Origin of the sequence: Methanosarcina flavescens (genome assembly GCF_001304615.2) — an archaeon.
GTDB lineage: Archaea > Halobacteriota > Methanosarcinia > Methanosarcinales > Methanosarcinaceae > Methanosarcina > Methanosarcina flavescens.
On record NZ_CP032683.1, the window covers coordinates 38,809 to 58,696 of the forward strand.

The following is a 19,888-nucleotide window of genomic DNA, read 5'->3' on the forward strand; positions in this document are numbered from 1 at the left end:
GCTTTTTTAACTGCAGAGTTCTCGTTAAAGGGAGGGAAAACCAGGGTATATCGAGAAGGTGCAGGCAGTTCATATGATAACTGCTGCCCTGGAACGGCACAGCGAGAGCTGGACAGCAGGGCGGAATTGTTGGGGGAAGATTAACTGAATGAAGTAGCATATTGAATCAGTCGTGAATAAAAGGATGATCAGGCTAATTGACCTGCTGTTCATATGGAAAGACGAAGAAGGGAACATTGAGTCTATTAAAACCGCTTAGCTGGGCGAAGTTCCATATAAAAATCTGGCACTGAAACCTTTGCTCCGAATTAATATGGAAGAAAATTAGCACCAGGGGAAAGATCTGGAGATATAAACATGAATACAGATACCATTTCAACGCCGGCTAAAATTCTGATTTACAGCACTGCTGCAGTTATCCTTACACTGGGTATGAAGGCAATCTCAGACATATTAGTGCCGGTTTTTTTTGCGCTTTTTGCCTTTTTGATCTTTTCTCCCCTTGTCCACTGGCTCATGAGGAGAGGAGTCCCGGGAAAGATCAGCGTTTTTCTTGTGATCCTGCTTTTCATTTTTGTTTTTTTTGGAACTGCAATCCTCTTTGCAAACTCTTTACTCCAGCTAAGCGGCAGGATTCCAAGCTATGAGAATCAGTTGCAGAATATACTGGACAGTGTCTCAAGATATTTGCCTGAAGCGGGGGTAACGGTAGAATCAGCCCTCCAAGATATTGCAGCATTTGCTTTCGGCGTTTCTACGGACATTATTTCAGGAGCTTTAAGCGCCGGATCAACACTTATGCTCATCTTTATCACGACAACATTTTTACTTCTGGATGCTGCAGGTGCTCCAAAAAGAGTGCAAAGAGAAAATGAAGATCAGCCAATACATATTTTGCGGTTTACCGAACTGAGCAAGACCGTCGTAAATTACATGCTCCTGCGGACTGAGACCAATCTGGTCGGAGGCATTGGAGTTGCCATACTTTTCCTTCTTGGAGGCATAGATTTTGCTGTTCTATGGGGCCTCCTGTTCTTCCTGTTCGGTTATATCCCTTTCCTGGGCTTTTATCTGGCAACTATTCCACCTATGCTCCTTGCCCTGTTCGAATACGGGCTTATAGGGGCACTGGGTGTCCTTATCGGCGTCACTATTATCAATGCGCTTGTAGAAAATGTCGTTTTCCCGTCTATTGCAGGAAAAGGCCTTAAATTATCTCCGACGCTTGTGTTTCTTTCTTTATTTTACTGGTCTTACGTACTCGGGACAGCAGGTGCGCTGATTGCCGTACCCCTTACAATAGTTGTGAAAATAATTCTGGAGAGTTCTGAGGAGACACGCCTTATAGCCAAACTGATGGAATCAAGCGGGGATAGGGGACAGGATGAGGAAAAGATTGTAGAAAACTCATCTTGAAGTCTAAAGGCCTGTCATTTCAAAACCAGTTAACAGCAACGACAGCTTATTCTTTCCTCTGTCCTACAAATCAGGAGTAAAGCTCAGAGCCAGGTTATGGATAGAAATACACATAACCAGAATTTTACATAAGTTTAAATTTTTAGTAAATAAACCTGCTTCGCAGACCCGATAAATTAATCAATACGCATAAAATTTTATATATAAAAGAGCAATTATATAAATGAATTGTTGAACGGGGACCTGGGGAAATCTCAAAGGTTCAGCTGGGGGTTAGCAGATTAATATTAACCGGTAGATACCTGGTAAACGGTTCTACAATAACACATCTGACGAATCTCAGAATCCAGGTTGAAATCGACAGTATTCAAAAAAAGCAATTTTAAGTAATTAATATAGTTCTCTATAGCGCAGTCTGTGGAAAAAAGTGGAAGAACTGCCTAATAGCAATCCTATAAGGGAGTTAGAATGACACAAAACTATCTACCTCCTCGAATCCATGTGCTGGCAAAACCGACCGGTTCAATATGCAACCTGGCCTGTGCCTATTGTTATTTTTTGGATAAAAAGGCTCTTTATCCAGGTAGCAAGTTCTGCATGTCAGACGAAGTGCTGGAGAATTACATCCGTCAGCTCATCACAGCCCACCGCAGCCCGCAGGTAACCGTTGCCTGGCAGGGAGGTGAACCTACCCTGATGGGAATAGACTTTTACCGGCGTGCCATCGAACTGCAGGAAAAGTACAGAAAACCGGGCGTGAATTTTGAGAACACGATGCAGACCAACGGCACGTTGCTGGACGACGAATGGTGCCAGTTTTTTAAGGAAAACAATTTTCTCATAGGGATCAGTATCGATGGTCCGCGTGAACTGCATGATATCTACCGGGTGGACAAAAAAGGGGAGGGGAGCTTTGACCGGGCCATGCGAGGGCTGCGCCTCCTACAAAAGCACGGAGTGGAATACAACGTCCTGACAACAGTAAACAGGATAAATGCCGATCATCCTCTGGAGGTCTACCACTTCCTGCGAGATGAAGCAGGGGTAGACTGGATTCAGTTTATTCCGGTTGTAGAGAGGATCAATGAGGAAGGATACACCCTTTACCAGAAAGGAGATACTGTCTCAGACCGCTCGGTGCAACCAGAACAGTTTGGGAGCTTCCTTAGCCGCATTTTTGACGAGTGGGTGAGAAATGATGTGGGAAAACTCTTTGTGCAGACTTTTGAGGCTTCTGCACGAAGATGGCTGGGGCTGCCCTCAGGCATGTGCGTTCTTGAAGAAACATGCGGAGCTGGGCTTGCTCTGGAGCACAATGGGGATCTCTACTCATGCGACCATTTTGTAGAGCCTGACTACCTGCTTGGCAATATTATGGAGAAAGAGATCTCTGAACTTGCTGCTTCGGAAAAGCAATACAGGTTTGGACAGGATAAACGTAATACTCTACCAAAGGTATGCTGTGAATGCGATGTGCTTTTCGCCTGCCAGGGAGAATGTCCAAAGAATCGTTTTCTTGCCACCTCTACCGGGGAACCTGGCCTGAACTACCTTTGTAAGGGCTGGAAAGCTTTCTTCCATCATATCGATTTTCCTATGAAGCTCATGGCAGGTTTGATACGCCAGGGGTATCCGGCTTCTGAAGTTATGAGAGTTATTGCCCTGGAAGAAGCCTTTGCGCAGACCGGACGCAATGAGCCCTGCCCCTGCGGAAGCGGGAAAAAGTTCAAACGCTGTCACGGTCAGGGAAAAAGTGGACAGAAATAAGACTTAATGGGGAATAGGGAAATGACAGAAAAGAAACCAAACATACTGGTCATCTGGGGAGATGACATTGGCATTAGCAACCTCAGTTGCTACAGCGACGGTCTGATGGGCTACAGAACACCGAACATTGACCGGATAGCTAACGAAGGTATCAGGTTTACGGATTCTTACGGGGAGCAGAGCTGTACTGCCGGGAGAGCTGCTTTCATCACAGGACAGAGCGTCTTCCGTACAGGGTTGAGCAAGGTGGGAATGCCAGGAGCCAAAGTAGGAATTCAGCCTGAAGACCCTACAATCGCCGAACTGCTGAAACCGCTGGGTTATGCTACTGGTCAGTTTGGAAAGAACCATCTCGGGGATCTGGACGAATACTTGCCTACCAACCATGGTTTTGACGAATTCTTTGGCAACCTTTATCATTTGAATGCTGAAGAGGAACCTGAATTACGCGATTATCCGCCTGAGAAAGACTTTCCTAATTTCCGGAAGAACTTTGGTCCCAGGGGTGTAATCCATAGCTATGCCGACGGTCGCATCGAGGATACTGGCCCGTTGACCAGAAAAAGAATGGAAGAAGTAGACCAGGAATTTCTGGATGCAGCCATCGATTTTATCAAACGCCAGCATGAGGCGGAAAAGCCTTTCTTCGTCTGGTTCAACACTACAAAGATGCATTTCAGGACTCACATCCCGGAAAGAATACGGGGACAGTCGGGGCGCTGGCAATCCGCGTACCATGACGCCATGATTGAGCACGATCGGCAGGTAGGCGTGCTTCTCGACCTGCTGGACGAAATAGGCATTGCGGATGATACTATTGTTATCTACAGCACGGACAACGGACCACATATGAACTCCTGGCCCGATGCAGCCATGACCCCATTCCGTAACGAGAAAAACTCCTGCTGGGAGGGAGCTTTCCGTGTTCCTGAGGTAATGCGCTGGCCTGGCAAGATCCCCGCAGGCACAATTTCTAACGAGATTGTGAGCCATCTTGATTGGCTGCCCACTTTACTTGAAGCAACAGGAGAACCGAATATTAAGGAAAAACTCAAAAAAGGTCACAAAGCAGGAGATAAAACTTTCAAGGTACATCTTGACGGTTATAATCTTCTTCCCTACCTGACCGGGAAAGAAAAAAAATCTCCACGTACTGAGTTCTTTTACTTCTCCGACGATGGAGACCTGGTAGCTCTCAGGTACGATAACTGGAAAATGGTCTTTATGGAGCAGCGCGCCATCGGCACGCTCCAGGTCTGGGCTGAACCTTTTGTCCCGCTGCGCATACCAAAGATATTCAACCTGCGTACCGATCCTTATGAAAGGGCGGATCAGACATCAAATACCTATTATGACTGGCTTCTAGACCATGCCTTCCTGCTGGTGCCTGCCCAGAGTGTCGTTGGTGATTTCTGGCAACGTTTAAAGAATTCCCTCCGCGCCAGAGAGCGGCTAGCTTTACCGTTGATCGGGTAATGGAAAAGCTCTTGCATGGAATCGGGAGCACCTGAGGTTGAAGTCCTCTATCTGGAACATTCTACTCCTTCAAGGTAATGCTCAGCAGTATGGGTAGACTGTTCCTATATGGAACCAAATTGCATCAGTGGATTTTATAATTTCACCTGAAACAAAGTAAGAGGAATTGATAATATCCGGGATTCTCTTATTATGGAATGAAACGCCAGCTAAGAAAGCAATCATCAGTTATGTAAACGCCATCACGAATCCTGAGAGCGCTGATTTTGTGCCAGAAACCGAGAGAATTGCCATCCTGGACAACGATGGAACCATGTGGGTGGAGAAGCCTGTCTATGTTCAGGTTTTCTTTGTCATAGACCGGCTGAAACAGCTGGCTGAGGCAGACCCTGCGCTTCTGGACCAGCCAAACTTTAAAGCAGCGGCAACGGGCGACTTGACCTACTTTTTCAGGTTTGATCCCCATGCTGGCGGCGATGTTAAGTTACTGATGCAGATGGTCTTTGATTCTCACGCCGGCATGTCTCAGGACGATTTCATGCTTATGGCTAAAGAGTTCCTGGAGACTGCCAAACATCCCCGTTTTGGCATGCTGTACAAAGATCTGACGTACAAGCCTATGGTTGAGCTTGTGCACTACCTGGGCGATAGCGGCTTTAAAGTCTTCCTAGCATCTGGGGGCGGCATGAGCTTTATGCGTGCGGTCTCGGAGGAGATCTACAACATCCCAAGAGAGCGAGTTATCGGCAGCAACATCTCATTGAGACCCGGATGACTGATGAGGGACCGGTGATTTTCCGCAGGAGAGGTCTGGTCGATCCAATCGACGACGGAGCAGGAAAGCCGGTCAATATCGAACTGCATATTGGCCGCAAGCCCATCCTGGCTGCTGGCAATTCGGATGGAGATCTGCACATGCTGTGGCTGGCACAGAAAAGTGGTTACCGCTCTCTATCTTTGCTGCTCCGCCATGATGATGCAGAGTGCGAGTACGCCTACAACGAGGGAAGCGAGAAGACGCTGCAGATGGCAAAGGAACGGGGCTGGGTTGTGGTCAGCATGAAGGATGATTGGAAGACTGTGTTCTGAGATATTACATCTCAATGCTCAAGAAGGCGCAAGGCATGAAAATCACAAGAAACAGGATGAAAGGGACTACAATCCTCCTCTGGTCTATAACGAAATAAATAGAACTGCAAGGTAGGTAAGTGAATTTAGTAAACAAAGGGAGTGATTTTGATGAGGCGAATCATGGGCGGTCTCAGGGGCCGTGGAGAAGAAAGCATACAACGCTACAAAATGCACGAAAAACTCGTTACCATCGGAGACGACTACTGGATAGAAAATGAAGCTGGGGAGCAGGCATTCTATGTTGATGGTAAAGCTCTCCGGATTCGCGACACTCTGATCATCAAAGATGTGCAGGGAAATGAATTGTATAAACTCAAGGAGAAGCTTCTCAGGATAAAGGATACGATGGACATCGAGGATGGGGATGGAAAAACAGCCGCAACAATTAAAAAAGCCCTGATTACACCTCTCCGAGACCGATTTAAAGTTGAAGTCTCAAATGGGCCTGAAATGGATATTCAGGGAAATATTCTGGATCACGAGTATAAGATTGAGTCTGAAGGGAGGAAGATTGCAGAAGTCTCAAAAAAGTGGTTCCGCCTACGGGATACCTATGGAGTGGAGGTTTCCCCAAGACAGGACGCTGCCCTGATCCTGGCAATTGCTGCAGCACTTGACCAGATGGTGCATGACTGAAAAGGATCCGATAAAACTAATCAACATGCATAAAAACACATAAAAGAATAATTATATAAAGTAAATTATTGAACATCGAGCCTGGAGAGATCTTGAAGGTTCAGTAGAAGTAGACAGTACAAAAGTTAACCTGTAAATGCATGCAAGCAGTTTTGGTAATGAAAGAGACATTTGACATATCTCAGCATCCAGGTTAAAATCGATAGTATTGAAAAAAAGGGTACTTCTCGGTTAATCAGTTGATATTTTGAAATTCCTGTAGTTTACCACCTCTGTTAATTTCCGATGAGCCAGAGTTTACCAGTTGTAATCACACATTATCCCTTACCTATCCCTGACAACCGGAACCCAGAAAATGTATTGTTTATACTATTTTTACTAATTTTTCTCTATTTTGAACTCATACCTGAGAGCTTTGATGGAATGAGATGAATGGCAAAGGTGAGAGTATGCCAGAATACCTTGAGGACAGTTAAAGAAGCGTGGGAAAAGCTTAGAGCCCATGACGATAAGGAAAACTCAAAACTCTTGGAATATTTTTTTATACTATTAACCGAATGCTATTAATGGATATGAAGGTATTCGGGGGCGTAAATGAATACAGATAAAACCAGTATGGATAATTACCCATTGCCTGCCAGAATTCTGCTTTATAGCACAGCAGTGGTTATCCTGACAATCGGGATGAGGGAGATTTCAGGTATACTTGTGCCTGTTTTTTTCTCAATTTTTGCCTTTCTGATCTTTGCTCCTCTTGTCAACTGGTTCGAGAGAAGGAATGTGCCTGGCACAATAAGTATAGGTCTGGTGATTGCATTCTTTATAATTATTGCTACGAGCACAGTTCTTCTTGTTGCAGGGTCCCTGCTTCAGCTCAGCGAGCAGATTCCAGACTATCAAACCCAATTTCTGAATTTCATCCAGAGTTTTGAACCCTATATGCCTGTATCCTATGAGTCATCCTTTGAAGAAATTCTGCGTGATATAGCGATATTTTTACTTGGTCTGACTGCAGGAATTCTTACGGGTGCTCTGAATGCTGGCACAACAATATCTCTTATTATTATTACCACAACATTTTTACTTCTGGATGCTGCAGGCGCTCTGAGAAGGATACAAAGGAGAGCTGTAACTCAACAAATCCTGATTTTACGGGTTATCGAACTTGGCAAAGAAATAGTGAATTATATTCTTATCAGGACCGAAATCAATCTTATTGCAGGCATTGGAACTACCATACTTCTCCTTATTGGAAGAATCGATTTTGCAATTCTCTGGGGTTTTCTGACCTTCCTGTTTGGTTATATTCCATTTCTCGGTTTTATTCTGGCAGCTTTTCCTCCTGTACTGCTTGCGCTATTCAAATACGGGCCTCTTGGAGCGCTTATAATCCTCGCTGGAGTCTGGCTTATAAACGAGTTCGTAGAAAGTGTAGTGTTCCCATCATTTGCAGGAAAGAGCCTTAAATTATCCACGTCGATCGTGTTTCTCTCTTTACTGTACTGGTCTTTTGTGCTGGGTCCTCCAGGTGCACTTATAGCCGTACCTCTTACCATGGTTGTTAAAATGATCCTGGAAAGTGACGATAATACACTCTGGATGGCAGAAATAATGGAATCGGGTGAAAGTAAAGAATAAAACCAGGAAAAAACAGGCAGGAGCTCTTTTTTAAAATTACGGGAAGCTACCTTAAAGAGCCGTAGACCCTGGAATGGTATAATCAGGTTTGCTAGAGAATTCACTCTCCGGGCACAATTTAATTTTTTCAAAGTTAATCGCCGTAAAACGGTGTTGCAATAGTAAATTATATAAACAATATAATTATAATAAGGTCGTTATGAACTGACAGTCACAAAACTGTCAGTCAAACAGGAAAACAATGATACTTGATATAAAGAAAGAGACGAAGGCTGAATAAAACAATCAGATTCACATTCCGACTGCAACCCGTAAGCAATAGATTTACGTCATAAATAAAAATAAGGAGTGGTGTATTTATGGTCAAACCAGTTAAGTGTGTTGCAGAAAAAATAGGTAAATTTGTTGCTGGGATGCGGTTCTTCGTACTTGTTCCGATCATCGGGCTGGCTATCGCGGCTGTTGTGCTGTTTGTCAAAGGTAGCATAGAACTCTTCTATTTCATAAACGAACTGATTTACGGAATAGAGAGAACAGAAATAGAGATAAGTATCATTGTTGAAATAGTAGAGATTGTTCATCTCTTCCTGGTAGGCACAGTGCTCTTTATCACATCACTTGGGTTTTATGAATTGCTTATTCAGCCTCTTGCTTTATCTCCATGGCTGCAAACACATAACATTGAAGAACTGGAGTTAAACCTTGTAGGGCTCACTATTGTCGTGGTCGCAGTAAATTTCTTAAGTGTTATATTTGATAAAAATGATAGTAACCTTGCTGTTTACGGGCTAGGCTATGCCCTGCCCATTGCAGCTCTGGCTTATTTCATGAAAGTGCGTTCAGGCATAGCTAAGCAGACTAGCTAAGTAGAGGAATGTCTGAAAGCTACAGGAGAAATAGTTCAAGGAGAAATAGTTCAGGCGGATAGTGATTCAGGTACCTATAAAAAATAAAGATTGAAAGCGGGTTCATTGATAATTTCCATTCCCTTTATCTGCTTCTATTTTTTGCTGCTTATTTCTCTGGCGGGCAAATTTTCAGCAAACTTTAATAAATTTCTTACTTACAAATTACTTACAAATAAACCTTCCAATTAAAGGAGTGTAAGCCTTCTTTTTCAGAAAAACAGTTTGATTCTCTTTTTCAGTACAGTCTTCAGTATGGTTTTTTTAAATAATCAGGAGATAGCAAATGTTGGTCGTGAAACCGAGTTGAGGGTGAGAGAACAGCTTAGAACTGAATGAGGATTTAACAACGGTAACTACTTAGAAGGTTCTCCAGGAAAATCCAGACTTTTTCGATAGAAGGGATGAAGATTCTTTCTGAAGGGCAATGAGGGTCTTTAATCGTCGGTCCGAAAGAAATCATTTCCATCCCTTCGTGTACCGAACCAATTATTCCACACTCAAGCCCTGCATGAATCACTTTAACTTCAGGTTCTTTTCCAAAAACTCTGCTATAAACCTGCCTGCACTTCATAAGCAGTTCGGATTCAAGATCGGGCTCCCAGGCGGGATATCCGGGCTCATGTTCAATCCAGGCGCCTGCGAGCTTTGCCACAGCTTCCACCTTTCCGGTAATTTCAGCCAGCCTGAGATTACTGGAACTGCGCTGGCTTGATACTATCATTATCTCATTTTCAGTTGTCCGTACCGTTGCGAGGTTGTTTGAGGTTTCGACAAGCCCCGGGATATTCTCCGACATCCTGTAAACCCCATGCGGCAATCCCAGGAGCAGCTGTATCAGCTTTTCTTCGGTACCTGCTGACAGAATCCGGATGTTGGGTGCTTCCTCTTCAGGTCTCTTATCCCCTGCAACTTCAAAAATTATTTCCCTGCCAATTTTTTCAAGGCTCAGGATAAGTCCTGGATCGGTCTTTGCATATTCAGCCTGGAATGTCTTTTTCAGAGCTGAAACAGCTTCTCCTGCCTGTTCGAGCTTATCCCTGCGGAGTGCGATAAAGGCTTCGGCAGTGCTGGGGATTGCGTTATGGACACTGCCGCCGTTTATCAGAATAAGCTTTAAATTTCCCGCTCCCAGCCTGTCCCTGAGCCCTGATAGTGCCAGGGAGAGTAATTGTATACCATTTGCACGCTGCTTATCGATCTCAACCCCAGAATGCCCGCCTTCCAGCCCTTCAACCGAGAGCCTGAAAAGCCCGAATGAACTTTCCTCTTTAAAGTCAAGGAGTTCCCACTCTACAGGGAGTGTAATCAATGAATTCTGTCCGCCTGCACACCCGATTACGAAAACGCCTTCATCCTCGGAGTCAAGGTTCAGAAGCACCTTTCCTTCAAAGAAAGAAGCCTCAAGCCCTTTCGCTCCTGTCAACCCTGTCTCCTCGTCTACCGTAAAAAGCAGTTCAAGTGGCGGATGTCCAATTTCTCCTTTCTTCCCTGCCTCTGCCAGCACCAGCCCGATAGCAAGCGCAATCCCATTATCTGCACCTATGGAAGTCCCGTCTCCCCGCAGCCAGTCCCCGTCACAAACGCATCTGATAGGGTCTTTTGAAAAGTCGTGCCTGCAATCCCTGGATTTCTCGCAGACCATATCCATATGCCCCTGCAGGATGATTGTGGGAGAGTTCTCATATCCTGACGTTGCAGGAATTTTGATAAGTACATTGTTTAAAGAATCGGCTTTTACCTCAAAGCCTCTTGACCTGCCCCATTCCTGCAGCCAGAGGGAAATCTGTGCTTCGTTTTTTGAGCGCCTCGGGATTTTATTGATTTCTTCAAAGACTTCAAGTACCTGTTTAGTTTTCGGGTGCATAGGGATCAATTTTATTTTCGGGTTGTTTTTCAGCGGTAGTTAGAGGTAATTATCAGTTTAGTTTACTGCACCACATATTTTTATAATTTATTGAAATCTGTCATGAAGCTTGGATAGGTTTGAACGATATTTCAGAGCTATATTATCTATCTGGTTTTCAGAATTCTATTGAGTCATTCCGTTCATTTTGAGGCTGTTGAAGGACGTAAACCTGAAACTGCCCGAATCTTTATCCAGCTTAACACTTTTCAGATAATTTCTTAATTTAAGAGTTGAATAAGTTCTTTGTAGAAATCCAAACTTAGCTAATATACTGGGGATACCATGACCAACGATATCATTATTGTAAGTACACCGTACTTACCAGGTTACAAAATCACAAAGACAATTGGATTTACGTGGGGCTTAATCGTGAGGAGCCGTGGGCTCGGGCGAAACATAACTGCTGGACTACGGTCAATTATCGGCGGCGAGATCCACGAGTATACAGAACTCCTGAACCAGTCCCGTGAACAGGCACTTGACCGATTAAAGGAACATGCAAAAGCCCTTGGGGCGAACGCAGTAATAAACGTACAGTTTGATTCTTCAGAGATGGGTCAGGCAATGACCGAGCTGCTCGCATATGGTACAGCGGTCGTGGTTGAGAAGGAAGAAACTCAAGCAAATCCAGTGCGGCTCAGTTGAGGAATAGTAAGTAATATAATATCAGTTATCGTTAACCGATAGTTGGAGATAATCCACTTCAGGTTAACTGCTCAATAATGTCTTCCCTGTCTTTGAGTAGTAAATAACCTTTAATTTTGTTAGCTAATCTTTTTGGAAGCTCGGATAATTTGCTAATATTTTTTCCTTTTATTCTCTGTAAGTCTTCTTTAAGTTCAGCGTAAGAAATTTCCTGTAAAGGAATTGTTGTTATAAGCTTTCCGCCTGTTCCTGCAATTTCAATTCCTGAAGAAATCTTAATTTCTTGTTTTATTCTAGGACTTAAGCTAATACTTATATCGTTCATTTCTTGAGAAAGATTATCTAATTTAGCCTCTATGTTTTGACCTATTTCGTTAATATTTTCAACAATAGGATCTACTGCAACCACATTGACTGTAGGTATTAGCCCAATAACAGTAGATAGAGTTCTATACTGCTTTGTAAGGTCTTTCTCAAACTTCATGTACTCAATCATATCAAGAATTTCTTTGTTTTCGGTATTATGAGGAATTTTTGATTTAAGAACAGTAACAAGATTATTTACACACCAACTCATTTCTTCATGGCTACTTATTTCCCATTTTTGAACTTCTTTATTGACAGCACATGCAATTTCTTTGGTAGCAGTTCCTTGAGATTCCTGACACGCTTTCTTTGCTTTTTCCTGTATTTCTTCGAGAAGCTTTTTTAGATGCCTATCCAAAATGGGTAGCCTTTTTCTCAGAACTTCTGTTGCAAACGGTGCTTTTTCGTCAGTATATCTCATTATTTCTGAGACGCTGTCACAATATTTCCTGTAGAAATAAAGCTCTACTTTTTTTGCCTTTAAATCCAAGTTTTCTAGATTGTGAACTTCTTTTAATGCTTCTGCGAGGTTTTGAACAGCTTCAGAGAGTAGTTCTTTGCTCTCTGAGCCTTTAATTGCAGATTTAGCTTCTTCCAGATATCTGTTCACTTCTTCTCTAGCTTCCTGTTTTTTAAAAATTACTGTATAGAATGAGCGATAAAAAAGAAGACAAAATTGAGCAGGATTATAGTACTTTGCTTCCTTTGATGCAATTTCGAAAAATTCAATTGCATTTTCTAATTCTCTCTTGTAATCTTCATCTGTTTCTGCCTGTGATGCCATGAATATTGAGACTCTTGCAAGAGAATAATTTGAGGAGGATCTCACAGACCTGTCTTCATCACTAGTCAGTCTATGCAAATAATCCCATGCCTGTTGCTTATCTGGCACATGAGAAAAAGCAGAACCAAGAGCAAGGGCAGCACTGGATCTTACATCAATGTCTTCATCACTAGTTAGTCTATGTAAATCATCCCATGCTTGTTGCTTATCTGGCATGAATGAGAATAAATTCTCTAATTGCTCTAACGCATGTATGCGCTCTTTTGGATCCTTGCTTAGGCATTGATTATGGATATTATTCTGGTCGACCAACTGCCAAACACCATAAAATTCTATAGGAACTGGTATTTAAAAAACTTTCTTTTTGTTTTGCGAGAATAAATAACATAGATTGTTTTGCTTTAAAACAGGAATGTATAAATTTGAAAGTCATTAGGCAGAAATAGCGTTTCAAGAATGAGTCTGATGAAGTGAGCTGGATTAAAAATAGACTAAATAATCACTTAAATTAAAAAATATATGCTTTAATTAATTTAAATTAAATAATGGGCGTAGAGTAACGCCCTTTATTCTAGAATAAAACGACTTTTCTGTGCCTGAAGTTAAAATGTGCCTTAAAAAGCCCTGAAAGATTATATCAGAGAGGTGGCATCGCCCTTCCTCTTTGTGAAGACATTACGCTCTCTGTGCGCTCGGATAGCTGATTCTTAAACTTCTGGATATTTCTAGCCTGATCCCGCTGAGCCAGTTCGCTGCTTGCTTTGCCGACTACTTCTTCACTTGGCACGCCAGCACTGTTAACCTTCCACTGGAACTTATAGCTGGACCACTTATCTGCCAGTTCACTGAGCCGCTTGTATTCCATGCCATCCGGCATGATGTCAAGCTGCTCATCAATTACCTTGTTTACGTATTCTTTATTCGGCTCGAAAACAACCAGAGGTTCGATAACATCAGCCTTTACGACTTCACTAATATCTCGGCCTTCATATTTTTCAAGGAGGTGGGCGCAGCTTTCGAAGTGTGAAATCTCCATTTTTGCAAAATTTTCCCAGATGGCTTTTATCCTGGGATCGGTTTCGGTCTGTGCGCAGGAGAAATAAATATATGCCTCACAGAGCTGCATGAGCGCAGCTTTCTCGAGCATTGTTTCTCGCGGGTCGCCAAGCAGCCCGTACTGGGTCACGTGCTCCTCTTCAACATCGGCAATCTCGGAGTAAAGCTGCCTTGCGAGTTCGTCCGAATACATATTTCCGTGAGTTTTATAGAAAAGCTCAGTCTGCTGCTCGCCTGCAACTATGGTGAGATAATTCATTTTGGTTTTAATGTCGGCTGTGTCCTTATCGTAATGCTTGCGCATGTTGTCGTTAGGATGGCGGTGGTGACCAACTGTCGGTCTTCCAGGTTTTACCTCGGTCTTGCCCTGAACAATAAACTCAGGGTCGCCGCCTTCCAGATAATCATAAAGGCAGCTGTATCGGTAAAGATGGTCGAAGTCTTCAAGCAGGGCGAAGTCCAGGGTTTGCTTTACATATGGATCAGGCTCGTTTTTAGCAAGGTTTGCAGTAAGATCAACAGCTACCTGTTCATAACCAAGTGTAGTCTCTATAACACTCTGATTAGCCGGATTTAACCAGTCAACCGTCTGCTGCTGCATGGAGTCCACACGCCTAATTGCTGCCATCTTGCGTTTAATTTCCGGCTCTTCAATCATGCGCTCCATCGCATGAGACATAAGGATTGAAGCACTCTCAATCCCATTCATTAGAATTACCCGGGTTCGGGTGTACGCATCGACCGATTTCTTATCATAAGAAGGTTGAACTATTTCCTTCCAGTTCATGAACTGCTCTTCTATCGGAATACTATCCATTTCAAAAGGTCTGAATTGTGCCATTACTATTTCCCCCATGTTTTAACAGTTCCTGCCCTTTACATATTCGGAATAAGAAACAATTCCGACTGCCCTATGCAGTATAATACAAAGAGCCAGACTGTCCATTTTTGCAATAGATGTCTTTTCAGCAGAGTACCCCATGTATCTGCAATGTATCCCCTTAAGCTTTAATTACCAGGCTGCAGACCGGATGGCTTGCAGCTAATTTTTCATTTTTAATTTCCTTTTTTAATTTATAATAATAGGTATTTATAAACCTGTCATATATAAAAACTAATCATATATAAAGTTTGAAATAAGAGAATTAGATTCAATATAAAAATAATAGTCGAAGCAGTCGAAAACTCTAACATTAATAACATCAATACGATAAAAAAGGGTATATAATATTGAGCATTAATCTCAGCTTAAGTAAGAATACATAATATAAGTATTAGTTTTAGCCTGTAAAAATGATTTCCAGCCTGGCAGTTCTAATCGTAAAAGCTTTTTCAGGCAGGAAACCTGGCAAAATAAATCTGAGGGGCAGGGGGTAAATTCAGGATGCCAGATACTTCGGATATGTTGATTTTCTGGTCTGTAGTTATGCTGCGTTTCTTTATTCCGCTCTTTATTCCAATATACCCTCTTCCAGCGGTAATAGCTTGCCTTATTCTTGATATGGTAGACCAGACGATCTTCCAGCTGTTCACTAGCCTGCCCCTTGAAGGCTACCAGAGCTATGATAAGGCTCTTGACAATTATTACCTGGCTATAACCTACCTTTCAACCATGCGAAACTGGTCAAATCTCTTCGCTTTTAAGATAAGCCGTTTCCTTTTCTATTACAGGCTGGTTGGTGCAGCTCTTTTCGAGCTGACGCATTTGCGAGGGTTATTATTTATCTTTCCAAACACTTTCGAATACTTCTTTATCTTCTATGAGGCAATCCGTCTGAAATGGAATCCGATAGTGCTTACAAAAAATAAACTGATCACTGCTACGGCACTTATCTGGATCTTTATCAAACTGCCGCAAGAATACTGGATCCATATCGCTCAGCTGGATACGACGGACTGGATTCGGGCAAACCCCTCAAACGCATTAATTCTTATCGGATGGGCTTTATTCCTGCTTGGCATGGCATGGTTGCTGCTGCGGGACCTGCCTCCCATGAAATCAGGGCTCTCATTTGCAGCCGATCCTGTCCCTGTAATCCAGAGGGAAAGGTTTGAACAGGAGACAAAAATCAGTTTTCCAGCGGTTAATTCCTCAAAAAAATTCTTCGATAACGCTCTGTTTGAGAAAATAATGCTGGTATCACTCCTCAGCATAATTTTTGCCCAAATACTTCCCGGGGTGAGGTCAACAAATCTTCAGCTTGCGATAGGTATGGCCATCCTGATAATAATAAACACAGCATTGAGCCACTGGTTTGCAAGGCGTGGAACTCACTGGAGATCTATTATCCAGGAATTTATAGCCATGTCCATGGTGAACCTCGGCATAATTCTTTTATTCGATTTCCTGCTGCCCAGATACGACGGTTCGATCAACCTTTTTAGCACACTCTTCTTCGTCCTCCTCCTGACACTTAATGTGACGCTCTATGACAGGTATCGAACAATGCATGTAAGGAGCCAGGAAGCAGTTGATTCAGGAAAGTAAAAACATTTGAGAGGTTTCGTGAGAAATAGAAGTGAGAAATGTGAACTACTGCTAAGTTAGAACTACTGCTAAGTTAATATTTACCAGCTTCGCATTCAATGAGCTAAAGATTCAGGGTTTTACACTTCTTCCTATAAATGCCGAATGATATAAATTGGTAAAAGTTCTCTGGTATATTTTGAAAGCAGGTTTTCAAGCCGGATAGGATGTGACTATAACCGATCCGGTTGAGTGCCGGGAAAGGAGGCAGACTCATAATGCCGGAGACATCGGATCTGTTTATATTCTGGGCTGTAGTCGCGGCTCGTTTTTTGATACCGCTTACCATTCCCAGCTATCCGCTTCCAGGCATTATACTTTCCTTAGTCCTCGACATGGTAGACCAGACATTGTTTCAGGAGTTTACTAACCTGCCTCTGGTAGACTACCAGGAATATGATAAGGCTCTGGATATATATTATCTGGCAATTACCTATCTTTCAACTCTTAGAAACTGGTCAAACTTCTTCGCCTTTGAAGCAGGCCGCTTCCTTTTTTACTACAGGCTGATAGGCGTAGCCATTTTTGAGATAACACACCTGCGTCTGCTATTGCTTATTTTTTCCAATGTCTTTGAGTACTTCTTCATTTTCTATGAGCTTGTCCGCCTGAAATGGGATCCTAAGGTACTTACAAAAGACAGGTTGATCACCGCTACGGCTTTTATCTGGATCTTCGCCAAATTGCCTCAGGAATACTGGATTCACATTGCTCAGATGGACACGACTGACTGGATTCAGGCGAACCCCTCAAATGTGATAATCCTGATCGCCTGGGCTGCTCTCCTTATCTTCCTTGGCTGGTGGCTTTTACGAGACCTGCCCCCTATGCGGCCCGGCTTAATATTTGCAGCCAGTTACAAACAATTCTCTTTTTACAGCCTGCATGCAAGGAACATCAGGGACAATTATACAAGCCAGAGATTTTTCGACGACTTCCTGCATTATGAACTGTTCGAAAAAATTGTGCTTGTTTCCCTGTTAAGCACAATTTTTGCCCAGATCCTTCCCGAAGTCCGTGCAAGCAGCTTTCAGGTTGCAATCGGCTTATCGATTCTTATTATAATAAATACCGAACTCAGTCAGTGGTTTGCCAGGCGTGGAACTCACTGGAAATCAATAATTCAGGAGTTCATAGTAATGTCTGCCGTAAACTTTGGGATCGTGCTTGCCTACGACTTCCTGATAACAAGGTTCGATGGTTCGATCAACCTTCTCGATACTTTATTCTTCATCCTGCTCCTGACCCTGAATGTCACTCTATATGACAGATACCGACGGTGGCAGATATGGAATCAGGCAGAAACGGATGTTTTTGCGGATCAAAATAAACAAATAGAAGATGCAGACTAAAATTTAAACAAACTTAATCAACGCAATAACCATGTTAAATACTGACTTGGAACAATTGTCCAGAGGATAAAAATCGGTGTTGGGAAAGCTCAAAGTATTTTTTTCCTGCCGACGGTCTGCTTAAATCTACCCCGAACACGTTTGTTAAAATAAAGTTAAAAAAGTGAAATTGAAAACCCGTGATTTTTGCAGATTTAGAAGGGGCACTTTGCAGGGCTTTTTTTTTGCTCGAAGTGATCTTTTCCTTTGGGGAGGGTTTTTCTGATTGGAAGTGAATTTCTCTTCACGTTCAACTAAGTTTTAATATATTTCTCCAACTGAAGGTTTGCTTTAATCTCTTAAAACTATTTTTGCAAATGTGGTGGAAAAGACAAATTCTATGAGTATACAAATACATTTAAGATTGGAGAGACAAAATGCTAGTTAGGTGATACTATTGGGAGAAGCTATTGAGTACGTAAAAATTCCTCGTAAAATCTTTGAACCTATAAGTGACATGGTGAAAGTAGGCCTATATAAAGACGAACAGGAGGCATTAAAGCAACTTGTGCATGACCAAGCTGAACAAAAGATCGATTACTATGGTAAAAAGGTAGCTGAAATGGAGAAGAAGTACGGTATGGACTTTCCTGCTTTTGAAAAAAGAATCCAATCGAGAGTAGAGGAAGAAAACTTTGAAGAGTGGGATGATTTCATAATCTGGGAAAGCTATGTCACAGCATTACGATATTGGGAAAAGTTCTTATGACTATAAGCAAAATTGTTTCTGCTCTTTCATCCAGTGAGATTGTACTTGAATTAAAAGTTCTCAAAGCAATAGTTGAACCTCCTGTCCAGGTTTTAAAAGCAAGAGCAACTCTCAAAGATGGCTACCTATTGGAGATTAGTGAGAGTGTGGGACCCGATTTCAGACGATATTCTTATCACCTGCAAAAAGAGGATGCAATGATAAAACGTTGGGATAATTCTCCACACTGGAAAAATTTAAAAACGTTCCCTTATCATATCCATAAAGGAAATGAAGCAGAACCCAGAGAATCTCCCGAAGTATTTATAGAAGATGTTCTCCGTGAGGTGAAGAAACTACTGAGTTCGAATCCATGATTCTCATCATTTTTCATTAGTGTACATTTGAAATCCATTTTAGAAAAGTCTAGGTCTAAGTTACCTCTTTTTGATCTTCCTTGTGAGCAATTCCACTAATTTTACCTGTTCAGTTTTGATATATATTTTCCTGCCAGCGGCCTGCTTAAATCTTCCTCGAATACGCTTGTTAAGATAAAGTTACGAAAAGAGAAATTGAAAAACCCTGATTTGTATCTTTATAAGGGGCACTTTGCAGGGCTTCTTTAGATTAAGCGATTCTTTTTCCTCTTGAGAGGAATTTTTCTAAATCATATTTCATCCAATATGCGTTTGATATCAGGTTTTGCTTCTGGAATACCCTCTTTAACGGATAACCAGACTACCTTCAGATTTACTCCAAAATAAGCGTGAATCAGTTTGTCTCATATCCCTGCCAGGTCTTTCCACGGAACAAAAGGATATTTTTCACGCACATCATATGGAATATTCTTTGCCGCTTCGCCAATGATTTCCAGAGCTCTGATTACTGCAAACTGTGTTTTGCGGTCTTCGGTAAACTCTTCAAATGTCCAGCCACTAACAAATTCTTCTGCTGCTTCCATTGCGTCATAAATATCCTGAATATAGTCCTTTGCTTCGCGAATATCGATCCCTCTTCAAACAGCTTCAACTTCACTCAGGATGTGTTTGCCTATGTTCGGCTTTAAAGCGTCTTTCATAACCAGATCTACTTTGATTCCCAGAGCTTCCGAAAGATAGTTTTCAAGGTTGACAAATTTAAAAATTGTAGGAGTTTTGGTGAACTCAACAAGTATATCCAGATCACTTCCAGGTTTCTGTTCTCCTCTTATGTAAGACCCAAAAATCCCAAGGTAACTGACATGATATTTTTCTTTAAGCTCAGGGAGCATTTCATGGAGTTTCCGGATATAGATTTCAGCTTCTCGGTTTTCCGGCATTTTTTCAGGCTCTGTTTAATCTCTTTTTGATATGTTATAGTATTCTGTGGTTGTAGTATTTATAATTACTAAGGAAAGGTGAAATCTTTTTCACGTCCAATTCAGTTTAATATATTTCTCCTGCCAGCAGTCTGCTTGAATTTCCCCGGAATATGTTCTTAAATCAAAGTGAGATTAAAAAGCTGTGATTTGCAGTTTTAGAAGGAGCTTTTTGCAGGGCTTTTTTTGCTCGAAG

General features: G+C 42.3%; 18 protein-coding genes and 1 pseudogene. 13 read left to right on the plus strand and 6 right to left on the minus strand.

The window, feature by feature from the left end; all coding sequences use genetic code 11:
• The first annotated feature begins 357 nt into the window (after window positions 1-357).
• From AOB57_RS00180 to AOB57_RS00210, 8 genes are all read left to right on the plus strand, one after another.
• Entirely contained in the window at window positions 358-1,416 is a 1,059-nt protein-coding gene (locus tag AOB57_RS00180; protein ID WP_054298718.1) for an AI-2E family transporter, read from the plus strand.
• 468 nt (window positions 1,417-1,884) lie between these two features.
• Window positions 1,885-3,183 carry an anaerobic sulfatase maturase gene (locus AOB57_RS00185; RefSeq protein ID WP_054298719.1) on the plus strand — a complete coding sequence of 433 codons (1,299 nt, stop codon included), beginning with the start codon at window positions 1,885-1,887 and terminating at the stop codon, window positions 3,181-3,183.
• Window positions 3,184-3,204: 21 nt separating this feature from the next.
• Entirely contained in the window at window positions 3,205-4,659 is a 1,455-nt protein-coding gene (locus tag AOB57_RS00190) for an arylsulfatase (RefSeq protein WP_226999554.1), read from the plus strand.
• A gap of 166 nt (window positions 4,660-4,825) precedes the next feature.
• The gene (locus AOB57_RS14335) at window positions 4,826-5,434 is read left to right on the plus strand and encodes an HAD family hydrolase (RefSeq protein ID WP_226999555.1); all 609 of its coding nucleotides are present in this window, start codon (window positions 4,826-4,828) and stop codon (window positions 5,432-5,434) included.
• Window positions 5,431-5,748 (plus strand): HAD family hydrolase, encoded by a 318-nt coding sequence (locus AOB57_RS14340; protein WP_226999556.1) that lies wholly within the window; start codon window positions 5,431-5,433, stop codon window positions 5,746-5,748. Before AOB57_RS14335 ends, AOB57_RS14340 begins: the two co-directional genes overlap by 4 nt.
• Window positions 5,749-5,898: 150 nt before the next feature.
• On the plus strand, window positions 5,899-6,426 hold the full coding sequence (locus AOB57_RS00200; protein WP_054298720.1) for an LURP-one-related/scramblase family protein: 528 nt from the start codon (window positions 5,899-5,901) through the stop codon (window positions 6,424-6,426).
• A gap of 594 nt (window positions 6,427-7,020) precedes the next feature.
• Window positions 7,021-8,064, plus strand: coding sequence for an AI-2E family transporter (locus AOB57_RS00205; RefSeq protein WP_054298721.1), 1,044 nt, complete (start codon window positions 7,021-7,023; stop codon window positions 8,062-8,064).
• A 359-nt stretch (window positions 8,065-8,423) separates the two neighbouring features.
• Window positions 8,424-8,930 (plus strand): YqhA family protein, encoded by a 507-nt coding sequence (locus tag AOB57_RS00210; RefSeq protein WP_167829485.1) that lies wholly within the window; start codon window positions 8,424-8,426, stop codon window positions 8,928-8,930.
• A 382-nt stretch (window positions 8,931-9,312) separates the two neighbouring features.
• On the opposite strand, the gene AOB57_RS00215 is transcribed toward AOB57_RS00210, so the two are convergent.
• Window positions 9,313-10,836: an aminoacyl-histidine dipeptidase gene (locus AOB57_RS00215; protein ID WP_054298769.1), complete on the minus strand. Its 1,524-nt coding sequence runs from the start codon at window positions 10,834-10,836 to the stop codon at window positions 9,313-9,315.
• A 324-nt stretch (window positions 10,837-11,160) separates the two neighbouring features.
• Between AOB57_RS00215 and AOB57_RS00220 the strand changes: the two genes are divergently transcribed.
• Window positions 11,161-11,523, plus strand: a complete 363-nt coding sequence (locus AOB57_RS00220) for a YbjQ family protein (protein WP_193726270.1) — start codon at window positions 11,161-11,163, stop codon at window positions 11,521-11,523.
• A gap of 58 nt (window positions 11,524-11,581) precedes the next feature.
• Here the strand turns inward: AOB57_RS00220 and AOB57_RS00225 are convergent, their stop codons facing one another.
• From AOB57_RS00225 to AOB57_RS14750, 3 genes are all read right to left on the minus strand, one after another.
• Window positions 11,582-12,985, minus strand: a complete 1,404-nt coding sequence (locus AOB57_RS00225) for a HEAT repeat domain-containing protein (protein ID WP_054298722.1) — start codon at window positions 12,983-12,985, stop codon at window positions 11,582-11,584.
• A gap of 325 nt (window positions 12,986-13,310) precedes the next feature.
• Window positions 13,311-14,570 carry a hypothetical protein gene (locus tag AOB57_RS00230; RefSeq protein WP_054298771.1) on the minus strand — a complete coding sequence of 420 codons (1,260 nt, stop codon included), beginning with the start codon at window positions 14,568-14,570 and terminating at the stop codon, window positions 13,311-13,313.
• An 18-nt stretch (window positions 14,571-14,588) separates the two neighbouring features.
• Window positions 14,589-14,711, minus strand: a complete 123-nt coding sequence (locus AOB57_RS14750) for a hypothetical protein (RefSeq protein WP_264371704.1) — start codon at window positions 14,709-14,711, stop codon at window positions 14,589-14,591.
• Between the two features lie 402 nt (window positions 14,712-15,113).
• Between AOB57_RS14750 and AOB57_RS00235 the strand changes: the two genes are divergently transcribed.
• From AOB57_RS00235 to AOB57_RS00250, 4 genes are all read left to right on the plus strand, one after another.
• On the plus strand, window positions 15,114-16,217 hold the full coding sequence (locus tag AOB57_RS00235) for a hypothetical protein (RefSeq protein WP_054298723.1): 1,104 nt from the start codon (window positions 15,114-15,116) through the stop codon (window positions 16,215-16,217).
• Between the two features lie 257 nt (window positions 16,218-16,474).
• Window positions 16,475-17,608, plus strand: coding sequence for a hypothetical protein (locus AOB57_RS00240; protein ID WP_054298724.1), 1,134 nt, complete (start codon window positions 16,475-16,477; stop codon window positions 17,606-17,608).
• A gap of 427 nt (window positions 17,609-18,035) precedes the next feature.
• A complete protein-coding gene (locus AOB57_RS00245) occupies window positions 18,036-18,356 on the plus strand; it encodes a hypothetical protein (protein ID WP_226999557.1) in 321 nt (106 codons plus the stop codon).
• Entirely contained in the window at window positions 18,338-18,712 is a 375-nt protein-coding gene (locus AOB57_RS00250) for a toxin-antitoxin system TumE family protein (RefSeq protein WP_226999558.1), read from the plus strand. Before AOB57_RS00245 ends, AOB57_RS00250 begins: the two co-directional genes overlap by 19 nt.
• Before the next feature lie 290 nt (window positions 18,713-19,002).
• Here the strand turns inward: AOB57_RS00250 and AOB57_RS14920 are convergent.
• Both AOB57_RS14920 and AOB57_RS00260 read right to left on the minus strand, forming a co-directional pair.
• A pseudogene (locus AOB57_RS14920) lies at window positions 19,003-19,296 on the minus strand (HepT-like ribonuclease domain-containing protein).
• 54 nt (window positions 19,297-19,350) lie between these two features.
• Window positions 19,351-19,653, minus strand: a complete 303-nt coding sequence (locus tag AOB57_RS00260) for a nucleotidyltransferase family protein (RefSeq protein ID WP_054298726.1) — start codon at window positions 19,651-19,653, stop codon at window positions 19,351-19,353.
• Between the last annotated feature and the right edge of the window lie 235 nt (window positions 19,654-19,888).